Genomic DNA, 17,687 nt, shown 5'->3' on the forward strand with positions numbered 1-17,687 from the left:
AAAAACTTGTCCCAACAGGCGACTTCCTGCGCGCTTATATATGCCCACACCCCGAGGTGGGGGGGCGTGAATTTTCGGCCCCCGCCCCCGCACGTCGCTGGGCGCGGGCTTGCCCAGACTGACGGCGCGACAATCCGCGCGGCCACACCCGCGATATCGCGGGTGAGAGAATCACGCTTAACTATGCATTAATATTATCTCAGTACCTTCCGAACATGTCGGTTATAGCGCTATTTCGGTACGATGTCCCCTCGTCGATAGTTGTTTTCCTGATCGCCATCCCGTTGTCCCTCGGCATCGCTGCCGCCTCCGGAGCACCGCTGCTGGCCGGGTTGATCGCCGCCGTCGTGGGCGGGATAGTCGCTGGCGCGCTCAGCGGCGCGCCGCTCCAGGTCAGCGGGCCAGCGGCTGGGCTCACCGTGATCGTCGCGGGCACCATCGCCGAGTTCGGCTTCGCCGGCACCGCCGCGATCGTGACCGTCGCCGGGCTGCTGCAGATCCTGCTGGGCATCACCCGCCTCGGGCGGGCCGCGCTCGCTCTGTCGCCAACAGTCGTACACGGGATGCTGGCCGGCATCGGCCTGGTGATTGCGCTGAGCCAGGTCCACGTAGCACTCGGCGGAGCGCCCCAGAGCTCCGCGTGGGCGAACCTCCGTGACCTTCCCGGCCAGGTCGCCAACTACCACAGCATGTCCGTGCTGCTCGGCGCGCTGACCATGACGCTGTTGCTGATCTGGTCACGCCTGGTCAAGACCACCATGCTGCCGGCGACCCTGGTGGCGGTGGTGGTTGCCACTGTGGTCGCGACGACCCTCGGTGCCGACGTGGAGCGGGTGAATCTGCCCGCCAACCCCTTGAGCGCGCTCACCTTCGCCCGCTGGCCCGACTCACCGCTGTGGGAGGTGCTCCCGGCAGTCATCACCATCGCCCTGGTAGCGAGCGTGGAATCTCTTCTCTCGGCGGTGGCCGTCGACCGCATGCACCACGGCGCACGGGCGAACCTCGACCGTGAACTCATCGCTCAGGGCGCCGCGAACGCCGTCTCCGGAACGCTCGGCGGCCTGCCGGTCACCGGCGTCATCGTGCGCAGCTCGGCCAACGTCGCGGCCGGGGCACGCACCCGCGCCTCGGCGATCCTGCACGGAGTCTGGATCGCCGGATTCGTGATGGCCGGCGCCGTACTGCTGGAAATGATCCCGATGGCCGTGCTCGCCGCCGTGCTCGTGGTGGTCGGCCTGCGGCTGGTGAGCCTCGCCCAGATCCGCACGTACGCCCGGCACCGGGAACTGCCCATCTACGTGATCACCGCGGTCGGCGTTGCCGCGACCGATCTGCTCATCGGGGTCGGGCTGGGCATGGCGACGGCGGTGCTCTTCATGTTGTGGCGGTTGGCTCGGTGCGACATTCACGTCACCGAGCCGACCTCCGGCGCCTGGCTCGTGTCGATCACCGGAACACTCGCCTTCGTCGCCTCCGGACGACTCACCCGCCGACTCGCCGCCCTGCCCCCGGGGCAGCACGTCGTCCTCGAACTTCACCTGGACTATCTCGACCACGGCGCCTACGAGACCATCCGCGACTGGCAGGCGTCCTACGCGCGGTCCGGTGGCAACGTCCGGGTCAGCGAGGTACACGGCTCGTGGTTGCATCGTGCGGACACCGACGGGCTCGGCACCGGCAAACGCACCTCCCCGTGCGTGACTCGGGGTTGTCAGTCTCCGGACGCGCACGGGCACGTTGCACCGCCCCTGGCAAAGCCTCGGGTTCCGTAAGTCGGGGCATCTTCGCACGTGGGACACCCCGACTTCCGGAAAGTCGAGTCGATCAAGCCGCGGCGGGGGCGACCGAGCTGCGGCGGGCGGCCGAGGTCAGACCCGGGTGAGGCGGACGGCGTCGGCGATGACCAGGCCGGCGGCGTTGCTCCACCGGCTCACGCCCACCCGGTTCGCGTCGCCCGCCGGGAGTGCGAACGTGCCGAGGACGCGCCACTGCCCGCCGGTGGCCCGCTGGTCGACCCGCACCGTCTGGTTGCCGGTGCTGGTGGCGACGAGGTAAGGGGCGGCGCTGTTGTAGCCGGAGTTCGCCGGCCACCAGGCCTCGACCCGGTAGCTGGCGGTGGCCGGGACGTTGAACCGGTACCACGCGACGTCGCTCGCGGCGACCGGGTCCGCGTAGCGGTAGTCGGCGCCGTAGCGCTGACTGGAGTACGACGACACGCCCCAGTTGGCGCTGGCGGTGAACCGGCCGCTTGTCGTGTTGTCCACGGTGGAGGACCACGCCGTGCCGCCGGCCATCCTCGCCGCCACGTCGGCGCGCATCACGTTCAGGTCGATGAACGACGGGTCGATCTTGCCGGTGGTGCTTGTCTCCCGGTGCCCCCGGGCGTAGCTGCTGTCCCGGCCGAGGCGGGTGAGCACGGCGGCGGTGGCGGCGAGCGACGCGTTGTACTGCGCGGCGGTCATCTCCTGGCTGACGCCGTTGTAGTCGATCTCCCACCCGATCATGAGGGTGTTGCCGTCCCCGGCCGGGATCGGCCCACTGCCGCCGCTGACCCCGGCGTGGTTGCACCGGCCGGCGGAGATGACGTGGAAGACGCCGTTGTAGTCGACGAGCGCCTGGCACAGCGGCCCCGGCAGGTCGGACCGGCCGTTGATGCAGATGCCGAGCGCCGGGTGCGGATTGCTGGCGCTGGACGTCGAGGCGGTGTGGTGCCAGAGCACCCCGATCGGGTCGAAGGAGCCCGGTCGCATCCGGTTGAGCCAGTCCCCCTCGACGACGACCTGGACTCCGGCGGCGCGCAGCACGTCGACCAGCCAGGGAATCGTGGCCATCAGGAGTCCTGGAGCAGGTCGGCGAGGCACTCGGCCTTCGGCGCGGCGCTCGCCGCGGCGGGCCGGGTGACGACTGTCAGCGCGGCGACCACCAGGGCGGGGATGCCGAGCACCCCACGGCGGCGCAGACGGACGGACGGGGTTCGGGCCATGGCGATCCTCCAGCGACGGCGGGTACTGACGCATCGACGAACGTGATGACGGGCACGCTATACCGTCACGTACGTCGATGTCGACACCCTTCATCACCGGGTCGCTGAATGAAGGAATTCGCCGCCTCAGACGTCGCCGAGCGCGTCGATGTCGCGCATCTCCTCCGCCGTCAGCGCGAAGTGGAAGACGTCGAAGTTGGCGGTGATCCGCTCCGGGGTCACCGACTTCGGGATCGCCACGATCTCGTGGTCGATGTGCCACCGCAGCACCACCTGCGCGGGGGAAACCCCGTGCGCGGCAGCGATCCTGGTCAACACCGGGTCGCTGAGGTCGCTGGTCTTGAACGGGCTGTAACCCTCCAGCACCACGCCCCGGTCCCGGTGCTCGGCGTGCCGCTGCCGGTCGTACAGCGCCGGGCTCCACTCGATCTGGTTGACCGCCGGGTTCTCCTCGGTCGACTGGATCAGCTCGTCGATCTGCCCGGTGCTGTAGTTGCTGACACCCACCGCCCGGACCAGGTTCTCGTCCCGGGCCGCCAGCAGCTCACGCCAGAGCGGGATGCTGTCCGACGGCGACGACGGCGGCCAGTGGATCAACCACAGGTCCACCTGGTCGACGCCGAGCGCCTCCAGGCTGGCCTCCAGGGTCGCGCGCTCCTGGCCCACCCGGTTCGGCGGGAGCTTCGTGGTGATGAAGAGGTCCTCCCGGCGCAGCCCGCTCTCCTGCACGGCCCGGCCGACCTCGCGCTCGTTGCCGTACACCGTGGCGGTGTCGACGTGTCGGTAGCCGGTGTCGAGCGCGGCCAGCACCGCCTCGTAACCGGCCTGGCCGGTGGCCTGCCAGGTGCCGAAGCCGAGCAGGGGCATCCGGACGTCCCCCGGGAGCAGGACGGTGGGCTGGTCGGTGAGGTCCATGAGGTCCGTTCTACCCCGCCGAGCCCTCCGCCGCCGAGCGAACCGGACACTCCGGCATCCAGCGCACCGGTCCGGTGTGCCGCAGAATGCCTGTGTGACCGACCGGCTGGAGGAGTACCGGCGACGACGGGACGCGGCCCGTACGCCCGAGCCGGTGCCCGAGCGGAGCCCCGCGACGGCCGGCCCGGACGGCGACACCGCGCGCTTCGTCATCCAGCAGCACCACGCCCGAAGCCTGCACTGGGACCTGCGCCTGGAGCACCAGGGGGTGCTGGCGTCCTGGGCGGTGCCGCGCGGCCTGCCCCGCGATCCGGGTCGCAACCACCTCGCCGTACACACCGAGGACCACCCGATGGAATACCTCGACTTCGCCGGCGAGATCCCCGCGGGTGAGTACGGCGGCGGCCGGATGCTGATCCACGACCGGGGCACCTACCGGTGTGAGAAGTGGCGCGACGACGAGGTGATCGTGACCCTCTCCGGTGACCGGACCGCCGGCCGGTACGTCCTCTTCGCCACCGGAGGACGGGACTGGATGGTCCGACGGACCGACCCCGCGCCGCCGGGTTGGACGCCGATGCCCGACCTGGTCCGCCCGATGCACGCCACGGCCGCCGCCGGGCTCCCCCGCGACTGTGCCGCCTGGGGGTACGAGCTGCGCTGGGACGGTATCCGCGCGATGGCGTACGTCTCCGGCGGGCGGCTGCGGTTGCTCTCCGAGACCGACGAGGAGATCACCGGCGGGTACCCGTGGTTGCGGGCGATGGCCGAGGCGCTCGCACCCACCGAGGCGGTGCTCGACGGTGTGCTGGTGCGCATCGACGGCGCCGGCCGGGTCCGCCCGGTCCGCCCCGCCAGCGGCACTCGGGTGCCCGCCGGCGCCCAGTACCTGATCGTCGACCTGCTCTGGCTGGAGGGTGTGAGCAGCGTCGACGTGCCGTACGCGCAACGCCGGGAGCTGCTCGATGGGCTGGCCTTGGCCGGTGTGCACTGGCAGACTCCGCCATGGTTCCCGGGCGCGGGCGACGAGGCCCTGCGCACCGGGCGGGAGCAGGGCCTGCCGGGTGTGGTCGCCAAGCGGCTCGACTCGGTGTACGAGCCGGGGCGGCGCAGCCGGCGCTGGTTGAGCATCGACGCGGTCTGAAACGGCGAGGAGCGATGTGTACCTGACCCACCTGGACTGCCCGCGCTGCGGCAAGGAGCACTCCGCCGACGAGCTGCGCAACCTCTGCGCCTGCGGCTCCCCACTGCTGGCCCGTTACGACCTGCCGGCGGTGGCGAAGGCGGTCACCCCGGAACGGTTCGGACTGCGCCCGGCCGACCTGTGGCGCTACCGGGAGTTGCTGCCGGTCGGCGACCCACGGCACGTCACGACGCTCGGCGAGGGCTGGACGCCGCTGCTGCGCGCCCCGGCGTACGGTGCCGAGATCGGCATCGCGGACCTGATGGTCAAGGACGAGGGTTTGATCCCGACCGGCTCGTTCAAGGCGCGCGGCGCGGCGGTCGGCGTGAGCCGGGCCCGTGAGCTGGGAGTCGAGCGGATCGCGATGCCCACGAACGGCAACGCCGGATCGGCCTGGGCGACGTACGCCGCGCGGGCCGGCATGGGCGCGACGATCGTCATGCCGCTGGAGGCCCCGAGCATCTGCCGGCGCGAGTGCGTCGCCGCGGGGGCCGACCTGCGCCTGGTCGACGGGTTGATCAGCGACGCCGGCCGGCGGGTCGCCGAGCTGATCGCGGAGTCGAACGGGGCGATCTTCGACGCCGGCACGCTGCGCGAGCCCTACCGGCTGGAGGGCAAGAAGACGATGGGGTACGAGATCGTCGAGCAGCTCGGTTGGCAGACGCCCGACGTGATCATCTACCCGACCGGCGGCGGTGTGGGGCTGATCGGCATCCACAAGGCACTGCACGAGCTGCGCGAGCTGGGCTGGGTCGGCGACAAGCTGCCCCGGCTGGTGGCGGTGCAGTCGATCGGCTGCGCACCGATCGTGCGGGCGTTCGCCGCCGGTGAGGACCGGGCGCGACCCTGGGCGGACGCGCACACGGTGGCGTTCGGCATCACCGTGCCGGCGCCGCTCGGCGACGAGCTGATCCTGGCGGCGCTGCGGGAGTCCTCCGGCACGGCCGTCGCCGTGGACGACGCGGACCTCCTGGCCGACCTTCGGGACTTCGCCGGCCGGGAGGGTTTGCTGCTCTGCCCGGAGGGGGCGGCCTGCCTGACGGCGGCGCGGCAACTGCGTGCCGGCGGGTGGATCCGGGCCGGCGAGCGGGTGGTGGTGCTCAACACCGGGGCGGGGCTGAAGTATCCGGACACGGTCGACGTGTCCGGCGTACCCGTGCTGGGGTGACCCGGCGGGCCGCTCAGTAGCTGTCCGGCGCGGTCAGCCGCCAGGCCGCGTTGATCAGCCCGACGTGGGAGAGCGCCTGCGGGGTGTTGCCGATCTGCTCCCCGCTGTTCAGGTCGATCTGCTCGCTGAACAACCCCACGTCGTTGGCGTACCCCACCACCCGCTCGAACAGCGCCTCGGCCCGCGGCATCTCGCCCGCCATGACCAGGCACTCCACCAACCAGAACGAACAGAGCAGAAACCCGCCGGGGTCGGTTGACCACCGTCGGACCAGCCCGTCGTCGGTGCCCAGTTCCCGCTCCACCATCGCTATCGTCGAGCGCATCCGCGGATCGGTCGCGGGCAGGAAGTGCGCCACCGGCAGGGTCAGCGCCGAGGCGTCCAGCTCCGCCGAACCGAAGGCGCCGGTGAACGCCCCGATCCGGTCGTTCCACCCCTCGCGCAGCACGGTCTCGCGGATCTCGTCGCGCACCGTGGCCCAGCGGCGTGGGTCGGCCCTCTCGCCGAGCCGGTCGGCGAGGCCCACCGCCCGGTCCAGCGTCAGCCAGCAGATCACCTTTGACGACAGGTAGTGCCGCTCCTCGTCCCGGGTCTCCCACATGCCCCGGTCCGGCAGGTGCCAGGTCGCCGCCACCTGCTCGGTCAACCCGAGCACCATCTCCCGCAACTCGCCCTCGAACGGCGTGCCGAGGTAGTCGCGCAGCCGCCACACGGCCGACATCACCTCGCCCGGCACGTCGAGCTGCCGCTGTTGCCAGGCGTCGTTGCCGATCCGGACCGGCCTGCTGTCGCGGTATCCGCGCAGGTGGTGGCAGTGGTGTTCGGAGAGGTCACGCTCGCCCTCCAGCCCGAAGAGCACCGGCACCGGTTCGTCGCCGATCCGGCCGATCGAGCGCGACGCCCAGGCGAACAGCCGGGACGCCTCGTCGGGACAGGCGGCCACCCAGAGCGCGCGGATGGTCAACGAGAAGTCCCGCAGCCAGGAGTAGCGGTAGTCGTAGTTACGGTCGCCGCCGATCCGCTCCGGCAGCGAGGTGGTCAGCGCCGCGGCGACCGCGCCGCTGCGGGCGTACGTGAGGCCGGTCAGGACCGTCGCGCTGTGCCGGACGAGGTCGGGGTACCGGCCGGAGTACTCGTGCACGTCCCGGTACGCGTCCCAGGCCTGTGTCGTCTCGGCGAGCGCGGCCACCGGGTCCAGTCGGGCCGGTGGGTCGCCGTAGGCGGCGCCGTACGCCACGTCCACCCCGACCACCTGACCGGCGGACACCTCGAACTCGTGCGTCACCCGGTCGAGGCCCGCGCGCAGGCGCAGGCCCGGCGCGCGCAGCACCAGCACCACCGGGCCGGCGCCGGCCAGCACCCCGCCATCCGGCTGCTCGTGCAGGTACGGCGTGAGCAGGCCGTACTCCGGTCGGGGTGCGAAGTCCAGCTCCATCCGGACGCGGCCGGACAGCCCCTCGACCACCCGGAGCAGCACGGCGGGCGAGTTCATCCCCAGCTCGTGGGCGCGGGCGCCGATCTCGGCGGCGAGCGCGTCGGTGACCGCCACGCTGCCGTGCGGTGTGTGGTGCACCGTGCGCAGCACGAGGGTGCCCGGCCGGTACGCGCGTTCCACCCGATACCCCGGCCCACCGGCACCGACCGGAGCGAGCCGGAAGTGCCCGGCGGTCGGGTCGAGCAGCCGCCCGAACACGGAGGCCCCGTCGAACCGGTGCGGGCACCACCAGTCGATCGAGCCGTCCTTGCCGACCAGGGCACCCGAGCGGGAGTCCGAGAGGAATCCGTAGTCGGAGATCGCCGGCTGCTGCTCCACCCGCCGCGGGTACCCGCATCGGCCCGGATCAGACCGCCCTACTCGGTGGGGGGCTCGTCCTTGCCCGCCGCCTCGGCCGCGTCGGCCTCCTCCTTGGTCCGGTGGACTGCCTTGTCGGCGTGCTCCGCCGGCCCGTAGACCGTGTACAGCACCAGCGGGTTGGGGCCGGTGTTGACGAAGTTGTGCTTGGTCCCGGCCGGCACGACCACCAGGTCACCGGAGACGACCTTCCGCTTCGAGCCGGCAACCCGGGCCTCGCCGACACCACTGACGAAGGTCAGGATCTGGTCGACGTCCTCGTGCACCTCTTCGCCGATCTCCCCGCCCTCGGGGATGGTCATGATGACCAACTGGCTGTGCTCGCCTGTCCACAGCACCCGCCGGAAATCCGGACTCTTCTCGGCGACTGTCGCGATCGTGAAATGTTCCATGACCACGCTCATACCCCGTTCGTCGGCGCGTCACGCAGGGACTGAACGGGTTGCCGGGACTCGCGAATGGCGGAATTCCCCACGGTCGGCGGGTTTGGATCCGCGCCGGCCGGGGATCGAGTACGCGGACCGGCACCAAGAGTCGGTCGAGCCAGGTCCCTGCCGGCGTACCGCCGAACGGCTGCGATGGTGGGAGACGGCCAGAGCGCGGCGACGTTCCGACAACTGTCGGAGCGGCGCCGCGCGCTCCTGTCCCCAGCACCCCGCCGGGCCGCGCCTACTGCCGCTCGGTGAAGCCGAACTGGATGACGCCCTCGTCGTCGACGGTGGCGTCGACCGAGGCGTCACCGAGCAGCTCGGCGGCGTCCTCGTCCAGGAAGATCCGGGCACCCTGGTTGTCGACCACACGGTCGCCCTGCACCGGCTCGGGCACCAACTCGACGGTCAGCGAGCCGGCCTCGGTGTCGGCGGCGATGCGTACGCCGCCGTCCTGGGCGACGTCCTGCTGGTTGGCGAGGTCACGGATGACGAGCACGGCGTTGTCGGTCATGGTGAGCATGTGTGGAACTCCTCGTGGATTCTCGGCTCGCGGTCGCAGTGACGCACAGACCGGACGGTCGGCTCGCGTACGAGCACACGTGGGAGGCGACAGAAGGGCGGACGGTCGTCGCCGTCGCATCGAATCGGGGCAGCTGACGGCCCCGTCACCTCCACCGTGCCCGCTGGCCGGTCATCCGTCAAATAGAGCCAGGTCAGTCGAGAGCGGGGGCCGGGGCCAGCCAGGCGCGAATCTCGTTGACGGCGGCACGGCCGGCCCGGTTGGCGCCGATCGTGCTGGCCGAGGGGCCGTACCCGACCAGGTGGATCCGGTCGTCGGCGACCACCCGGGTGCCGTCCATCGTGATACCGCCGCCCGGCGCGCGCAGGCCCAGCGGGGCGAGATGGTCGATGGCGGCGCGGAATCCGGTGCACCAGAGGATCACGTCCGCCGGCACGAATCGCCCGTCCGCCCAGGCCACCCCGTCGGGCGTGATCCGGTCGAACACGGGTAGCCGGTCCAGGACGCCCCGCTCGTGCAGCCGGCGTACCTCCGGGGTGACCGGCAGCCCGGTCACGCCCACCACGCTGCCCGGCGGGCGGCCGGCCCGGACCGCCTCGTCCACGCGGGCGACCGCGGCACGGCCCAGCTCCGCGTCGAACGTCTCGTCCCGGAACTTCGGCGGCCGGCGGGTGACCCAGGTGGTGGCCGCCGCGACGGTGGACACCTCGCCGAGCAGTTGCACGGCGGATGTCCCGCCACCGACGACCACGACCCGCAGGCCGGCGAACTCGGCCGGGCCCCGGTAGTCGGCGGTGTGCAACTGCCGGCCCCGAAACGACGACCGGCCCGGGTAGTGCGGCCAGAACGGCCGGGTCCACGTGCCGGTCGCGTTGATCAGCGCCCGCGCGATCCACCGGTCCGCGTCGGTGTGGACGTCCAGCCGCCCGTCCGGGCGGGAGCGCACCGCACGGACCCGCACCGGTCGCCGTACCGGCAGGTCGAAGGCCCTCTCGTACGCGGCGAAGTAGGCGCTCACCTGCTCGGCGGCCGGGCGCTGCGGATCGGCGGGCGGCAACGGTAGGCCGGGCAGATCGTGGAAGCCGTGCACCCGGTCGAAGACCAGTGTCGGCCAGCGGTGCTGCCAGGCACCGCCGGGTCCGTTGTCGCCGTCGAGGATGACGAAGCCGCTGCCCGGCGCGAAGCCGGTACGACGCAGGTGGTAGCCGGCGCTCAGGCCAGCCTGGCCGGCGCCGATCACCACGACGTCCGCGGAGTGGGTGTCCACCTCGGGTGCAACGCCCCGGTGAGCACCGCTGTGCCCGTACCTGCCGTCGTGTCGATCACAGACAGCCATTCCGGCAACAGCCATCTGACCTGCGCCTACGCTGAGTTCATGAGCGACTTCCGTCGGTACGCGGCCGAGTTCCTCGGCACTCTGCTGCTGGTCTTCTTCGGGGTCGGCAGTGCGGTCGCGGCTCGGGTCCAGGGCGGCGTGGTGGTGGTCGCCCTGGCCTTCGGCTTCGTGATGGTCGCCCTCGTCTACACGATCGGCCCACTGTCCGGAAGCCACGTCAATCCGGCGGTGACGCTCGGTGTGCTGCTCTCCGGAAAGATCTCGGTGGTCGGCGCGGTGGCGTACTGGATCGCGCAGTTCGTCGGTGCGACGGTGGCGGGCTTCGTGCTCTGGGCGTTGACCCGCTGGGGTGACGTCGCGGACCAGACCGGGGCGCTGGGCACGAACGGTTACGGCGCGCACATCAACCGGGGCGGGGCAGCGGTGCTGGAGGTCGTCCTGACCTTCCTCTTCGTGCTTGTCGTCCTGGTGGTGACCAGTCGTAGCGAGAATCCGGGCACCGCCGGTCTGGCCATCGGGCTGGCCCTCGCGGCGACCCAGCTGATCGGCGTGACGCTCACCGGCGCCGCGGTCAACCCGGCCCGCGCGTTCGGCCCGGCGGTCTTCGAGGGTGGCGTGGCGCTGCGGCAGCTCTGGGTGTTCATCGTCTTCCCGCTGCTCGGTGGGGCGCTCGCCGCGCTTGTCGCGCCGATGGTGATGGGTGCCCAGCGGCACTACTGGGGTGGTCACGACAAGTCGGTCGGCCGGCCGACGTAGTCCGGCGAGGACCGGCGCCCGATGCCCTTCTCCGGCGAACACACCTCATGACAGCATCGGCGCATGCATCGCCGTCACTTTTCCCGGGCCCTCGCGCTGCTCACGCTCGCCGCCGTCGCGGCCACCGCCGGAGCGCCCGGCGCCACGGCCGAGTCGCCCACGCCCGCGACGACCCGACTGAACGCCACGATCGACACGATCCTCGCCGACGCCCGGCTTGCCGGCGCGCAGACGTCGGTGGTCGTGCTCGACACCAGCACCGGCCAGACGCTCTACGACCGCAACGGTGACCGCCGGCTGATCCCGGCCTCGAACACCAAGCTGCTGACCTCGACGGCGGCCCTCGAACTGCTCGGCCCGGGGCACCGCTTCAGCACCGACGTACGCGCCACCGGCAAGCGCCGCGCGGGCCTGCTCTCCGGCAACCTCTACCTTCGCGGCGGAGGTGATCCGACGATGCTCGCCACGGACTACGACGCGCTCGCCGCGCAGGTCGCCGCCGACGGCGTGCGCGTGGTCGCCGGCAACCTGGTCGCCGACGACACCCGCTACGACCAGACCCGGCTCGGCCCCGACTGGACCTGGGACGACGAGCCCTACTACTACGCCGCCCAGGTGTCCGCGCTCACCGTCGCGCCGAACACCGACTACGACGCGGGCACCGTGATCGTGCACGCCACCCCGGCAACGCGACCCGGCGCCGCACCGGTGATCAGCACCACCCCGCCCACCGCGTACGTGCGCATCGACAACCGCGCCCGCACGGTCGCCGACGGCGCGACCTCGATCTCGATCGAGCGCGTACACGGCGACAACACGGTCGTGGTGAGCGGTCAGATCGCCGTCGGAAACGAGCCGGTCAGCGACTGGGTGACAGTCGAGGAGCCCGCCGGCTACGCGGCCGACGTGTTCCGGGCGGCGCTGCACCGGCACGGCGTCCGGATGCTCGGCCGGACCGTGCTCGGCCAGCCCACCCCGGAGACGGCCGACCCGGTGGCGCGGCATGAGTCGATGAGTCTGGGTGAGCTGATGACGCCGTTCCTCAAGCTCTCCAACAACGGCCACGCCGAGGTGTTGACCAAGGAGATCGGCCGGGTCCGCTCGGGGTCGGGCACCTGGACGGCCGGACTGACCGCGATCAGCGAGTACGTGGCCGACGCCGGCCTGGACACCGGGAAACTGCGCCAGCGCGACGGGTCCGGGCTGTCCCGGCGCAACCTGGTCCCCGCGACGGAGTTCGTCGACCTGCTGAGCGCCATCCGCGCCGAACCGTGGTTCGCCACCTGGTACTCGGCACTGCCGATCGCCGGCCAACCCGACCGGTTCGTCGGCGGCACCCTGCGCAGCCGGATGGCGAACACGCCCGCGGCGGGCAACGTGCACGCCAAGACCGGCAGCCTGACAGGCGTCTCCGGGCTCTCCGGCTACGTCACGAGCGCCGACGGCCGGTTGTTGGCGTTCTCCATCCTGCTGAACAACTACCTGGCGGCGTCGGTCAAGCCGCTGGAGGACCAGATCGCCGTGGCGTTGGCGGGATACCGCGAGGACGGGGCGGCCAGCACGGCGCGGATGGCACCGCCGGCGGTGCCGGAGACGCCCCGGACCCCGGAGGGCGTCGAGTGCTCCTGGGTCAAGCCGATCACCTGCTGAGCGAGGGCCGGGAGGCGTATCCGCGCCTCCCGGCCGGTCGCACGGTCAGGCCGGACGGTCCGGTGGGGGGACCACCGCCGTCGGGTCGCCCCGCTCGATCAGCGCGTCGATGTCGGCGGCCCGCAGCCCGCGCAGGGTGAGCACCTGGGTGCCCCAGCGGTGCAGGCGGCACGGGTGCGGGCTGGCATCGTTGCGGCAGACCACTCCGCCGGACCACCGCTGGGGGGCGTGCACCACCACCGCCCGCACCGCGAACTGGGTGTCCTCGCAGGTCACGTACGGCGGCAGGGGAATGTCGCGGAGCGCCTCCCCGGACACTTCATCGGCACCGGACCTGGCGGCGCGACGGATGCGGTGGACGGTGCTGCTGCTCATCTCCGCTGCCTCCACACTGGATAGTCGGATGGGGACAGCAGAAAGTTACGACCTCCTCGACAGTGCGCGACGGACAAACTGTCCCGCTGTGCGATCGATCGGTCAGCGCACCGCCACTGCCTGGAGGCCGACGTTGCCGCAGTGCGGGGTGAAGACCTTGTCAACGGTCCAGGTCAGCACCAGTCGGGCGGTCTTCGGCGCGGCGAACCGGACGGTGAACTGGGCGCTCCGACTGGTGTACGGGTCCTCCAGCACCGCGGTGCTGGCAGGCCCACCCGTGGACAGGCGTGCCACCAGCCGACCCCGAGCCATCCAGGTGCCGCCGTAGACCTGGACCGTGCGCGGCTCGCCGCTGCCGGCGACGGCGAGACTGAACCCGTTGCCGGCGCCGCAGGTGTAGACGCCCTCGGAACTGTCGTTCGCCGAGCGCTGCGACGCGCCGTCGGACCAGCGGACGTACTCCTGGTTGCCGTCCCAGCCGACCCGGGTGCCGGCGCCGCCCGCGTCGACGATCTCCCCGGAGCCGGCGCGCTTGCGGACCGTCGAGGTGCCCCCGCGCGACCCCCAGTGCATCCAGTCCCGGGCGCCCACGGCGGTGAGGTCGACCTCGGCGGGCATATCGGCCTGGGTCACCGACAGCACCGGGGACCCGGGTGACGCGGGCGGCGCGGCGGACGCGCTGGTGGGGGGAGGCGGGTCGGGCGAGGGTGGGCGCTGACGCGGAAGCAGGCCCGGCATCGCCGGCCCCGCGTCACCGGTGCGCCCGTCGGTGGCCGGGTGCGCGGCGGAACGGGCGGCGCCGGCGGGCACCTCCCCCGCGCGGCCCGCCTGGTCGTCGCCGGGCTCCGGGTCGGACCGACTGGCGAGGTACGAGACCAACAGCACCAGGCAGACGAGTACGGCGCCGCCCTCCACCGCCCAACGCCGCCGCTGCCGGGCACGGGCGACCCGGCGCAGCCCGGCGCGGGTCTGCGTCCTCGTGTGGTCGTCGTCCGCCACCGACCCCTCCACCTCCACCGCCCCGGCTGCCATCGACCGTCGCGAGCCGTGCCGTCCACTGTGGGTCGTTTCACGTGTGCACCGGTGTGGACGACACGCTAGATCCGGAGCGCCGGACGTGTCCAGCCCGCGACCGGACGCTGTCGGACGGCCCGGCCCGCGCGAACGGGCGTACGGGCTGGATCGCCGGCGCCTCTCGCGTCAGCCGATCCGGAAGCCGAGCAACTGGGCGATCACGATGGCCTGCTCGGCGTCGACGATGGCGCCCTCCCGCTCCACGACCGTCGGGTCGAGCGCGGTGAGGTCGCTGCCGCGCAGGTCGGCGCCGCCGAGCCGGACGTTGAGCAGTTGCGCGCCGGACAGGTCGACGCCGGTGACCGTGGCACCCGTGAGATTGGCCCGGGTCAGGTCCACCTCCCGCATCCGCACCCCGGTCAGCCGGACACCGCGCAGGTCGGCGCCGGGCAGCGCGACGAAGGACCAGTCGCCGCCGTCCACCACCATCGGACGCGTGTCGCACTCGACGAAGGTGCTGCCGACCAGCTTGCAGCCGACGAACTCGGCCTCGAAGAAGTTGCACCGCCGGAAGACGCAACGGGTGAAGGCGGAGTCGACGTGCCGGGAGGCGTTGAACAGCACGTTGCCGAACGTGCAGCCGGTGAAGACCGCGCCCCGGCTCACCGCCTCCGTCAGGTCCACGCCGAAGAACTCGCAACCCACGAAGTGCCTGTCGACCAACTCCTCGCCGTACCAGTCCTCGTTGCGGAATGTCACGTCCTCGGTCAGCTCCGGCATCCGGCCAGGCTAATCGGCACAGGCGTCGACAGGTGCGCGGGTGCGGCCGGTGGCGGCCCCCTTCCGGTCTCGGCGTACCGGCTAGTAGGTTCGGCGGCGTGAGTGTGGCGCGAAGCACGGACCCGGATCAGATCGGTTTCGACCCGACGCGGTTGGCGCGGATCGACGAGCACTTCGGCCGGTACGTCGACGACGGCCGGCTGGCCGGTTGGCAGGTGGTGGTCACCCGTCGTGGCGAGGTGGCGCACTCCTCGACGTACGGGCTGGCCGACCGGGAGTCGGGCGCGCCGGTCGAGGCCGACACGCTCTGGCGGATCTACTCGATGACCAAGCCGGTCACCTCGGTCGCGGCGATGATGCTGTGGGAGGAGGGCCGGTTCGAGCTGACCGACGAGATCAGCCGCTGGCTGCCGGAATTCGCCGACCTGCGGGTCTACTCCAAAGGGTCGACACTCAAGCCGTTCACCGTGCCGGCGACCGAGCCGATCCGGGTCTGGCACCTGCTCACCCACACCGCCGGGCTGACATACGGCTTCCTACAGACCTCGGTGGTCGACGGGCTCTACCGGGCCGCCGGTTACGACCTGCACCCGCCGGACGACGTCGACCTCGCCGGCGCCTGTGCGGCCTTCGGCGAGCTGCCGCTGCTGTTCCAGCCCGGCTCCGCCTGGGGCTACTCGGTCGCCACCGACGTGCTCGGCCGGCTCGTCGAGGTGATCTCCGGGCAGAGCCTCGACGCGTTCTTCGCCGACCGGATCTTCGGCCCGCTGGGCATGACCGACACCCGCTGGTGGGTGGACGGCGACGAGGCCGGGCGGCTGGCCGCGCTCTACGTACCGGACCCGCGCAGCGGCCGGGCCGTCCGCCACGACAACGTCGGGGCGCGCGCGTACCGCAAGCCGACCCTGTTCTCCGGCGGTGGTGGTCTGATCTCCAGCGCCGCCGACTACCACCGCTTCACCCAACTGCTGCTGCGCGGCGGGACACTGGACGGGGTCCGGCTGCTCGGGCCGCGCACGGTGCGGTTCATGACCCGCAACCACCTGCCCGGTGGTCAGGACCTGGGCACGCTGTCCACCGGCGGCTTCGCGGAGACGACCCTGGACGGGATCGGCTTCGGCCTCGGGTTCGCGGTGGTCGAGGACCCGATCCCCAGCCGGGTGCCGAGCAGCGTCGGCGAGTTCTACTGGGGTGGGGTGGCCAGCACCGCCTTCTGGGTGGACCCGGCCGAGGAGGTCACCGCGCTGCTGTTCGCCCAGCTGATGCCGTCGAGCACCCACCCGCTGCGCTCCCAGCTGCGCCAACTCGTCTACGCCGCCCTGGTCGACTGACCGGTACGACCGCCGGGCCGCTCGGCGCCGACCTCAGTCGGCGAGGCGGGCCGGGAAGCCTCCGGTGGCGATCGGGCCCCAGGCGTCGATGGTGACCCGGATCAGTGACTTGCCCTGGCGCACCATCGCCGCCCGGTAGTCGTCCCAGTCCGGGTGCTCGCCGGAGATGCTGCGGAAGTAGTCGACGAGCGGCTCCACCGCCTCGGGCAGGTCGAGCACCTCGGCGGTGCCGTCGATCTGCACCCAGGGGCCGTTCCAGTCGTCGCTGAGCACGCACGCCGAGACCCGCGGATCGCGGCGGATGTTCGTCACCTTGGCCCGCTCGGGGTAGGTCGAGACCACCAGCCGGCCCTGCCCGTCGATCCCCGCCGAGACCGGGGAGGACTGCGGGCGACCGTCGGCCCGGGTGGTCATCAGCACGACGCGGTGCCGCGGCCGGAGGAAGTCGAGCAGGCTGTCCCGGTCGACCCGGGTGTTCCGTGCGATGCTGCGCGCCATCCCCCGTTCCTACCAGGGCGCGGGCGGAGCGGCGGCGGCGGGTCAGTGGGGCCGGGCCGTGGAGCGGCGCGCCGCCTGGGTGGGCACCCGGGGGCGGCCGGAGGGACGCCAGGACCGGCCGTTGGCATAGATCACCCGGAAGCCGAGGTACGAGGCGAGCGGCGCCCAGTGGGCGGAGCCCATCCGCAGCTCGGCGGCGTTGTGCCGCTGACCGTTGGCGAGCACGTCGAGCAGGACGGTTTCGAAGGCCGCCGATTCGACCCAGTCCACCTCGCGGCTGAACCCGCAGATCAGCGCCGCCCCGGTGACCTCCAGGAACTCGCGCAACACCGCGTCCGAGGCGCGCAGCACCGAGCAGCTGCCGAAGTAGAGTCGCCGCCCCTCGGCGCGGCCGGCCATCAGGTCGGCCACCTCGTTCAGCTCCACGGACTGCCAGTCGGTGAGGCAGAGCCGGCTCGGCTCGCCGTGCATGGCGAAGAAGCCCACCCGGTGGTCGGCGTACTGCTTGAGCAGCCAGCGGTCCAGGAAGTAGAACAGCTCGTCGCGCGTGGCCGCGTCCTTGTGGATGAAGCGGATCTTGCCGAGCCGCTCCAGCAGCTCAAGGGTGGGCAACACGGAACCCCGCTCGTTGAGGTCCCGGTGCCACTGACCCTCGACGCAGAAGACGCCACCGCGTGCCACGTGCACCTCCGCCAGTCCGCCGTCCGGGGCTGACGTTACCGCCCGCCGATGGCCACGGAACATCACCCTCGGTGTAGTTGATTGCGACGTTCGGTGTGCTTGGTCATGGTTGGGCCCGGCAGGGGCGATCGGTGGGGAATGGCTGTTTCGTAAATCAGCCTAATTGCCAGCCAATACCCAGGGACGACAGTTTGTGAGGACGATTCTCGTTAAT

18 protein-coding genes are annotated in these 17,687 nt (G+C 71.8%); 6 read left to right on the top strand and 12 right to left on the bottom strand.

Annotated elements, in window-relative coordinates; all coding sequences use genetic code 11:
- Positions 1 to 215 precede the first annotated feature (215 nt).
- The gene (locus ACPXBU_RS11625) at positions 216 to 1,772 is read left to right on the top strand and encodes a SulP family inorganic anion transporter (protein WP_425758033.1); all 1,557 of its coding nucleotides are present in this window, start codon (positions 216 to 218) and stop codon (positions 1,770 to 1,772) included.
- 96 nt (positions 1,773 to 1,868) lie between these two features.
- Here the strand turns inward: ACPXBU_RS11625 and ACPXBU_RS11630 are convergent, their stop codons facing one another.
- The 3 genes from ACPXBU_RS11630 to ACPXBU_RS11640 all read right to left on the bottom strand — a co-directional run bounded on the left by ACPXBU_RS11630 (position 1,869) and on the right by ACPXBU_RS11640 (position 3,898).
- Positions 1,869 to 2,831 carry an N-acetylmuramoyl-L-alanine amidase gene (locus ACPXBU_RS11630; RefSeq protein WP_425758034.1) on the bottom strand — a complete coding sequence of 321 codons (963 nt, stop codon included), beginning with the start codon at positions 2,829 to 2,831 and terminating at the stop codon, positions 1,869 to 1,871.
- Positions 2,831 to 2,983, bottom strand: a complete 153-nt coding sequence (locus ACPXBU_RS11635; RefSeq protein ID WP_393366922.1) for a hypothetical protein — start codon at positions 2,981 to 2,983, stop codon at positions 2,831 to 2,833. Before ACPXBU_RS11635 ends, ACPXBU_RS11630 begins: the two co-directional genes overlap by 1 nt.
- 126 nt (positions 2,984 to 3,109) lie before the next feature.
- Positions 3,110 to 3,898, bottom strand: coding sequence for an aldo/keto reductase (locus ACPXBU_RS11640; protein ID WP_393366920.1), 789 nt, complete (start codon positions 3,896 to 3,898; stop codon positions 3,110 to 3,112).
- 94 nt (positions 3,899 to 3,992) lie between these two features.
- Here ACPXBU_RS11640 and ACPXBU_RS11645 point away from each other — a divergent pair, with 94 nt between their 5' ends.
- Positions 3,993 to 5,042, top strand: a complete 1,050-nt coding sequence (locus ACPXBU_RS11645; RefSeq protein ID WP_425758035.1) for a DNA polymerase ligase N-terminal domain-containing protein — start codon at positions 3,993 to 3,995, stop codon at positions 5,040 to 5,042.
- Positions 5,043 to 5,058: 16 nt separating this feature from the next.
- Complete coding sequence (locus ACPXBU_RS11650) at positions 5,059 to 6,249, top strand: threonine synthase (RefSeq protein WP_425758036.1); 1,191 nt, start codon at positions 5,059 to 5,061, stop codon at positions 6,247 to 6,249.
- Between the two features lie 13 nt (positions 6,250 to 6,262).
- On the opposite strand, the gene ACPXBU_RS11655 is transcribed toward ACPXBU_RS11650, so the two are convergent.
- The 4 genes from ACPXBU_RS11655 to ACPXBU_RS11670 form a co-directional block, all read right to left on the bottom strand.
- Positions 6,263 to 8,062, bottom strand: coding sequence for a glycoside hydrolase family 15 protein (locus ACPXBU_RS11655; RefSeq protein ID WP_425758037.1), 1,800 nt, complete (start codon positions 8,060 to 8,062; stop codon positions 6,263 to 6,265).
- A 38-nt stretch (positions 8,063 to 8,100) separates the two neighbouring features.
- Positions 8,101 to 8,493, bottom strand: a complete 393-nt coding sequence (locus tag ACPXBU_RS11660; RefSeq protein ID WP_425758038.1) for a cupin domain-containing protein — start codon at positions 8,491 to 8,493, stop codon at positions 8,101 to 8,103.
- Between the two features lie 277 nt (positions 8,494 to 8,770).
- A complete protein-coding gene (locus ACPXBU_RS11665) occupies positions 8,771 to 9,052 on the bottom strand; it encodes an adhesin (RefSeq protein ID WP_355032899.1) in 282 nt (93 codons plus the stop codon).
- Between the two features lie 193 nt (positions 9,053 to 9,245).
- A complete protein-coding gene (locus ACPXBU_RS11670) occupies positions 9,246 to 10,319 on the bottom strand; it encodes an NAD(P)-binding domain-containing protein (RefSeq protein ID WP_425758039.1) in 1,074 nt (357 codons plus the stop codon).
- Positions 10,320 to 10,427: 108 nt separating this feature from the next.
- Here ACPXBU_RS11670 and ACPXBU_RS11675 point away from each other — a divergent pair, with 108 nt between their 5' ends.
- Together ACPXBU_RS11675 and dacB are read left to right on the top strand one after the other, a co-directional pair.
- Positions 10,428 to 11,144, top strand: a complete 717-nt coding sequence (locus tag ACPXBU_RS11675; RefSeq protein ID WP_425758040.1) for an MIP/aquaporin family protein — start codon at positions 10,428 to 10,430, stop codon at positions 11,142 to 11,144.
- A 63-nt stretch (positions 11,145 to 11,207) separates the two neighbouring features.
- On the top strand, positions 11,208 to 12,794 hold the full coding sequence (gene dacB, locus ACPXBU_RS11680; protein WP_425758041.1) for a D-alanyl-D-alanine carboxypeptidase/D-alanyl-D-alanine endopeptidase: 1,587 nt from the start codon (positions 11,208 to 11,210) through the stop codon (positions 12,792 to 12,794).
- Between the two features lie 45 nt (positions 12,795 to 12,839).
- Here the strand turns inward: dacB and ACPXBU_RS11685 are convergent, their stop codons facing one another.
- The 3 genes from ACPXBU_RS11685 to ACPXBU_RS11695 all read right to left on the bottom strand — a co-directional run bounded on the left by ACPXBU_RS11685 (position 12,840) and on the right by ACPXBU_RS11695 (position 14,963).
- Complete coding sequence (locus ACPXBU_RS11685; RefSeq protein ID WP_425758042.1) at positions 12,840 to 13,169, bottom strand: hypothetical protein; 330 nt, start codon at positions 13,167 to 13,169, stop codon at positions 12,840 to 12,842.
- A 102-nt stretch (positions 13,170 to 13,271) separates the two neighbouring features.
- The gene (locus tag ACPXBU_RS11690; RefSeq protein WP_393366904.1) at positions 13,272 to 14,168 is read right to left on the bottom strand and encodes a hypothetical protein; all 897 of its coding nucleotides are present in this window, start codon (positions 14,166 to 14,168) and stop codon (positions 13,272 to 13,274) included.
- A 201-nt stretch (positions 14,169 to 14,369) separates the two neighbouring features.
- Positions 14,370 to 14,963, bottom strand: coding sequence for a pentapeptide repeat-containing protein (locus ACPXBU_RS11695; protein ID WP_393366902.1), 594 nt, complete (start codon positions 14,961 to 14,963; stop codon positions 14,370 to 14,372).
- Positions 14,964 to 15,061: 98 nt separating this feature from the next.
- Here ACPXBU_RS11695 and ACPXBU_RS11700 point away from each other — a divergent pair, with 98 nt between their 5' ends.
- Positions 15,062 to 16,294 carry a serine hydrolase domain-containing protein gene (locus ACPXBU_RS11700; protein ID WP_425758043.1) on the top strand — a complete coding sequence of 411 codons (1,233 nt, stop codon included), beginning with the start codon at positions 15,062 to 15,064 and terminating at the stop codon, positions 16,292 to 16,294.
- A 33-nt stretch (positions 16,295 to 16,327) separates the two neighbouring features.
- Here ACPXBU_RS11700 and ACPXBU_RS11705 read toward each other — a convergent pair whose 3' ends face one another.
- Together ACPXBU_RS11705 and ACPXBU_RS11710 are read right to left on the bottom strand one after the other, a co-directional pair.
- Positions 16,328 to 16,792 carry a PPOX class F420-dependent oxidoreductase gene (locus ACPXBU_RS11705; RefSeq protein WP_393366898.1) on the bottom strand — a complete coding sequence of 155 codons (465 nt, stop codon included), beginning with the start codon at positions 16,790 to 16,792 and terminating at the stop codon, positions 16,328 to 16,330.
- A 42-nt stretch (positions 16,793 to 16,834) separates the two neighbouring features.
- Complete coding sequence (locus tag ACPXBU_RS11710; protein WP_393366896.1) at positions 16,835 to 17,473, bottom strand: DUF6642 family protein; 639 nt, start codon at positions 17,471 to 17,473, stop codon at positions 16,835 to 16,837.
- Positions 17,474 to 17,687 lie beyond the last annotated feature (214 nt).

Source organism: Micromonospora sp. DT231, assembly GCF_049847025.1.
Lineage (GTDB): Bacteria > Actinomycetota > Actinomycetes > Mycobacteriales > Micromonosporaceae > Micromonospora.

Coding starts and splice junctions, on each gene's coding strand:
- ACPXBU_RS11625 (WP_425758033.1), top strand. CDS start 216: ATGTCGGTTATAGCGCTATTTCGGTACGATGTCCCCTCGTCGATAGTT.
- ACPXBU_RS11630 (WP_425758034.1), bottom strand. CDS start 2,831: ATGGCCACGATTCCCTGGCTGGTCGACGTGCTGCGCGCCGCCGGAGTC.
- ACPXBU_RS11635 (WP_393366922.1), bottom strand. CDS start 2,983: ATGGCCCGAACCCCGTCCGTCCGTCTGCGCCGCCGTGGGGTGCTCGGC.
- ACPXBU_RS11640 (WP_393366920.1), bottom strand. CDS start 3,898: ATGGACCTCACCGACCAGCCCACCGTCCTGCTCCCGGGGGACGTCCGG.
- ACPXBU_RS11660 (WP_425758038.1), bottom strand. CDS start 8,493: ATGGAACATTTCACGATCGCGACAGTCGCCGAGAAGAGTCCGGATTTC.
- ACPXBU_RS11665 (WP_355032899.1), bottom strand. CDS start 9,052: ATGCTCACCATGACCGACAACGCCGTGCTCGTCATCCGTGACCTCGCC.
- ACPXBU_RS11675 (WP_425758040.1), top strand. CDS start 10,428: ATGAGCGACTTCCGTCGGTACGCGGCCGAGTTCCTCGGCACTCTGCTG.
- dacB (WP_425758041.1), top strand. CDS start 11,208: ATGCATCGCCGTCACTTTTCCCGGGCCCTCGCGCTGCTCACGCTCGCC.
- ACPXBU_RS11685 (WP_425758042.1), bottom strand. CDS start 13,169: ATGAGCAGCAGCACCGTCCACCGCATCCGTCGCGCCGCCAGGTCCGGT.
- ACPXBU_RS11695 (WP_393366902.1), bottom strand. CDS start 14,963: ATGCCGGAGCTGACCGAGGACGTGACATTCCGCAACGAGGACTGGTAC.
- ACPXBU_RS11705 (WP_393366898.1), bottom strand. CDS start 16,792: ATGGCGCGCAGCATCGCACGGAACACCCGGGTCGACCGGGACAGCCTG.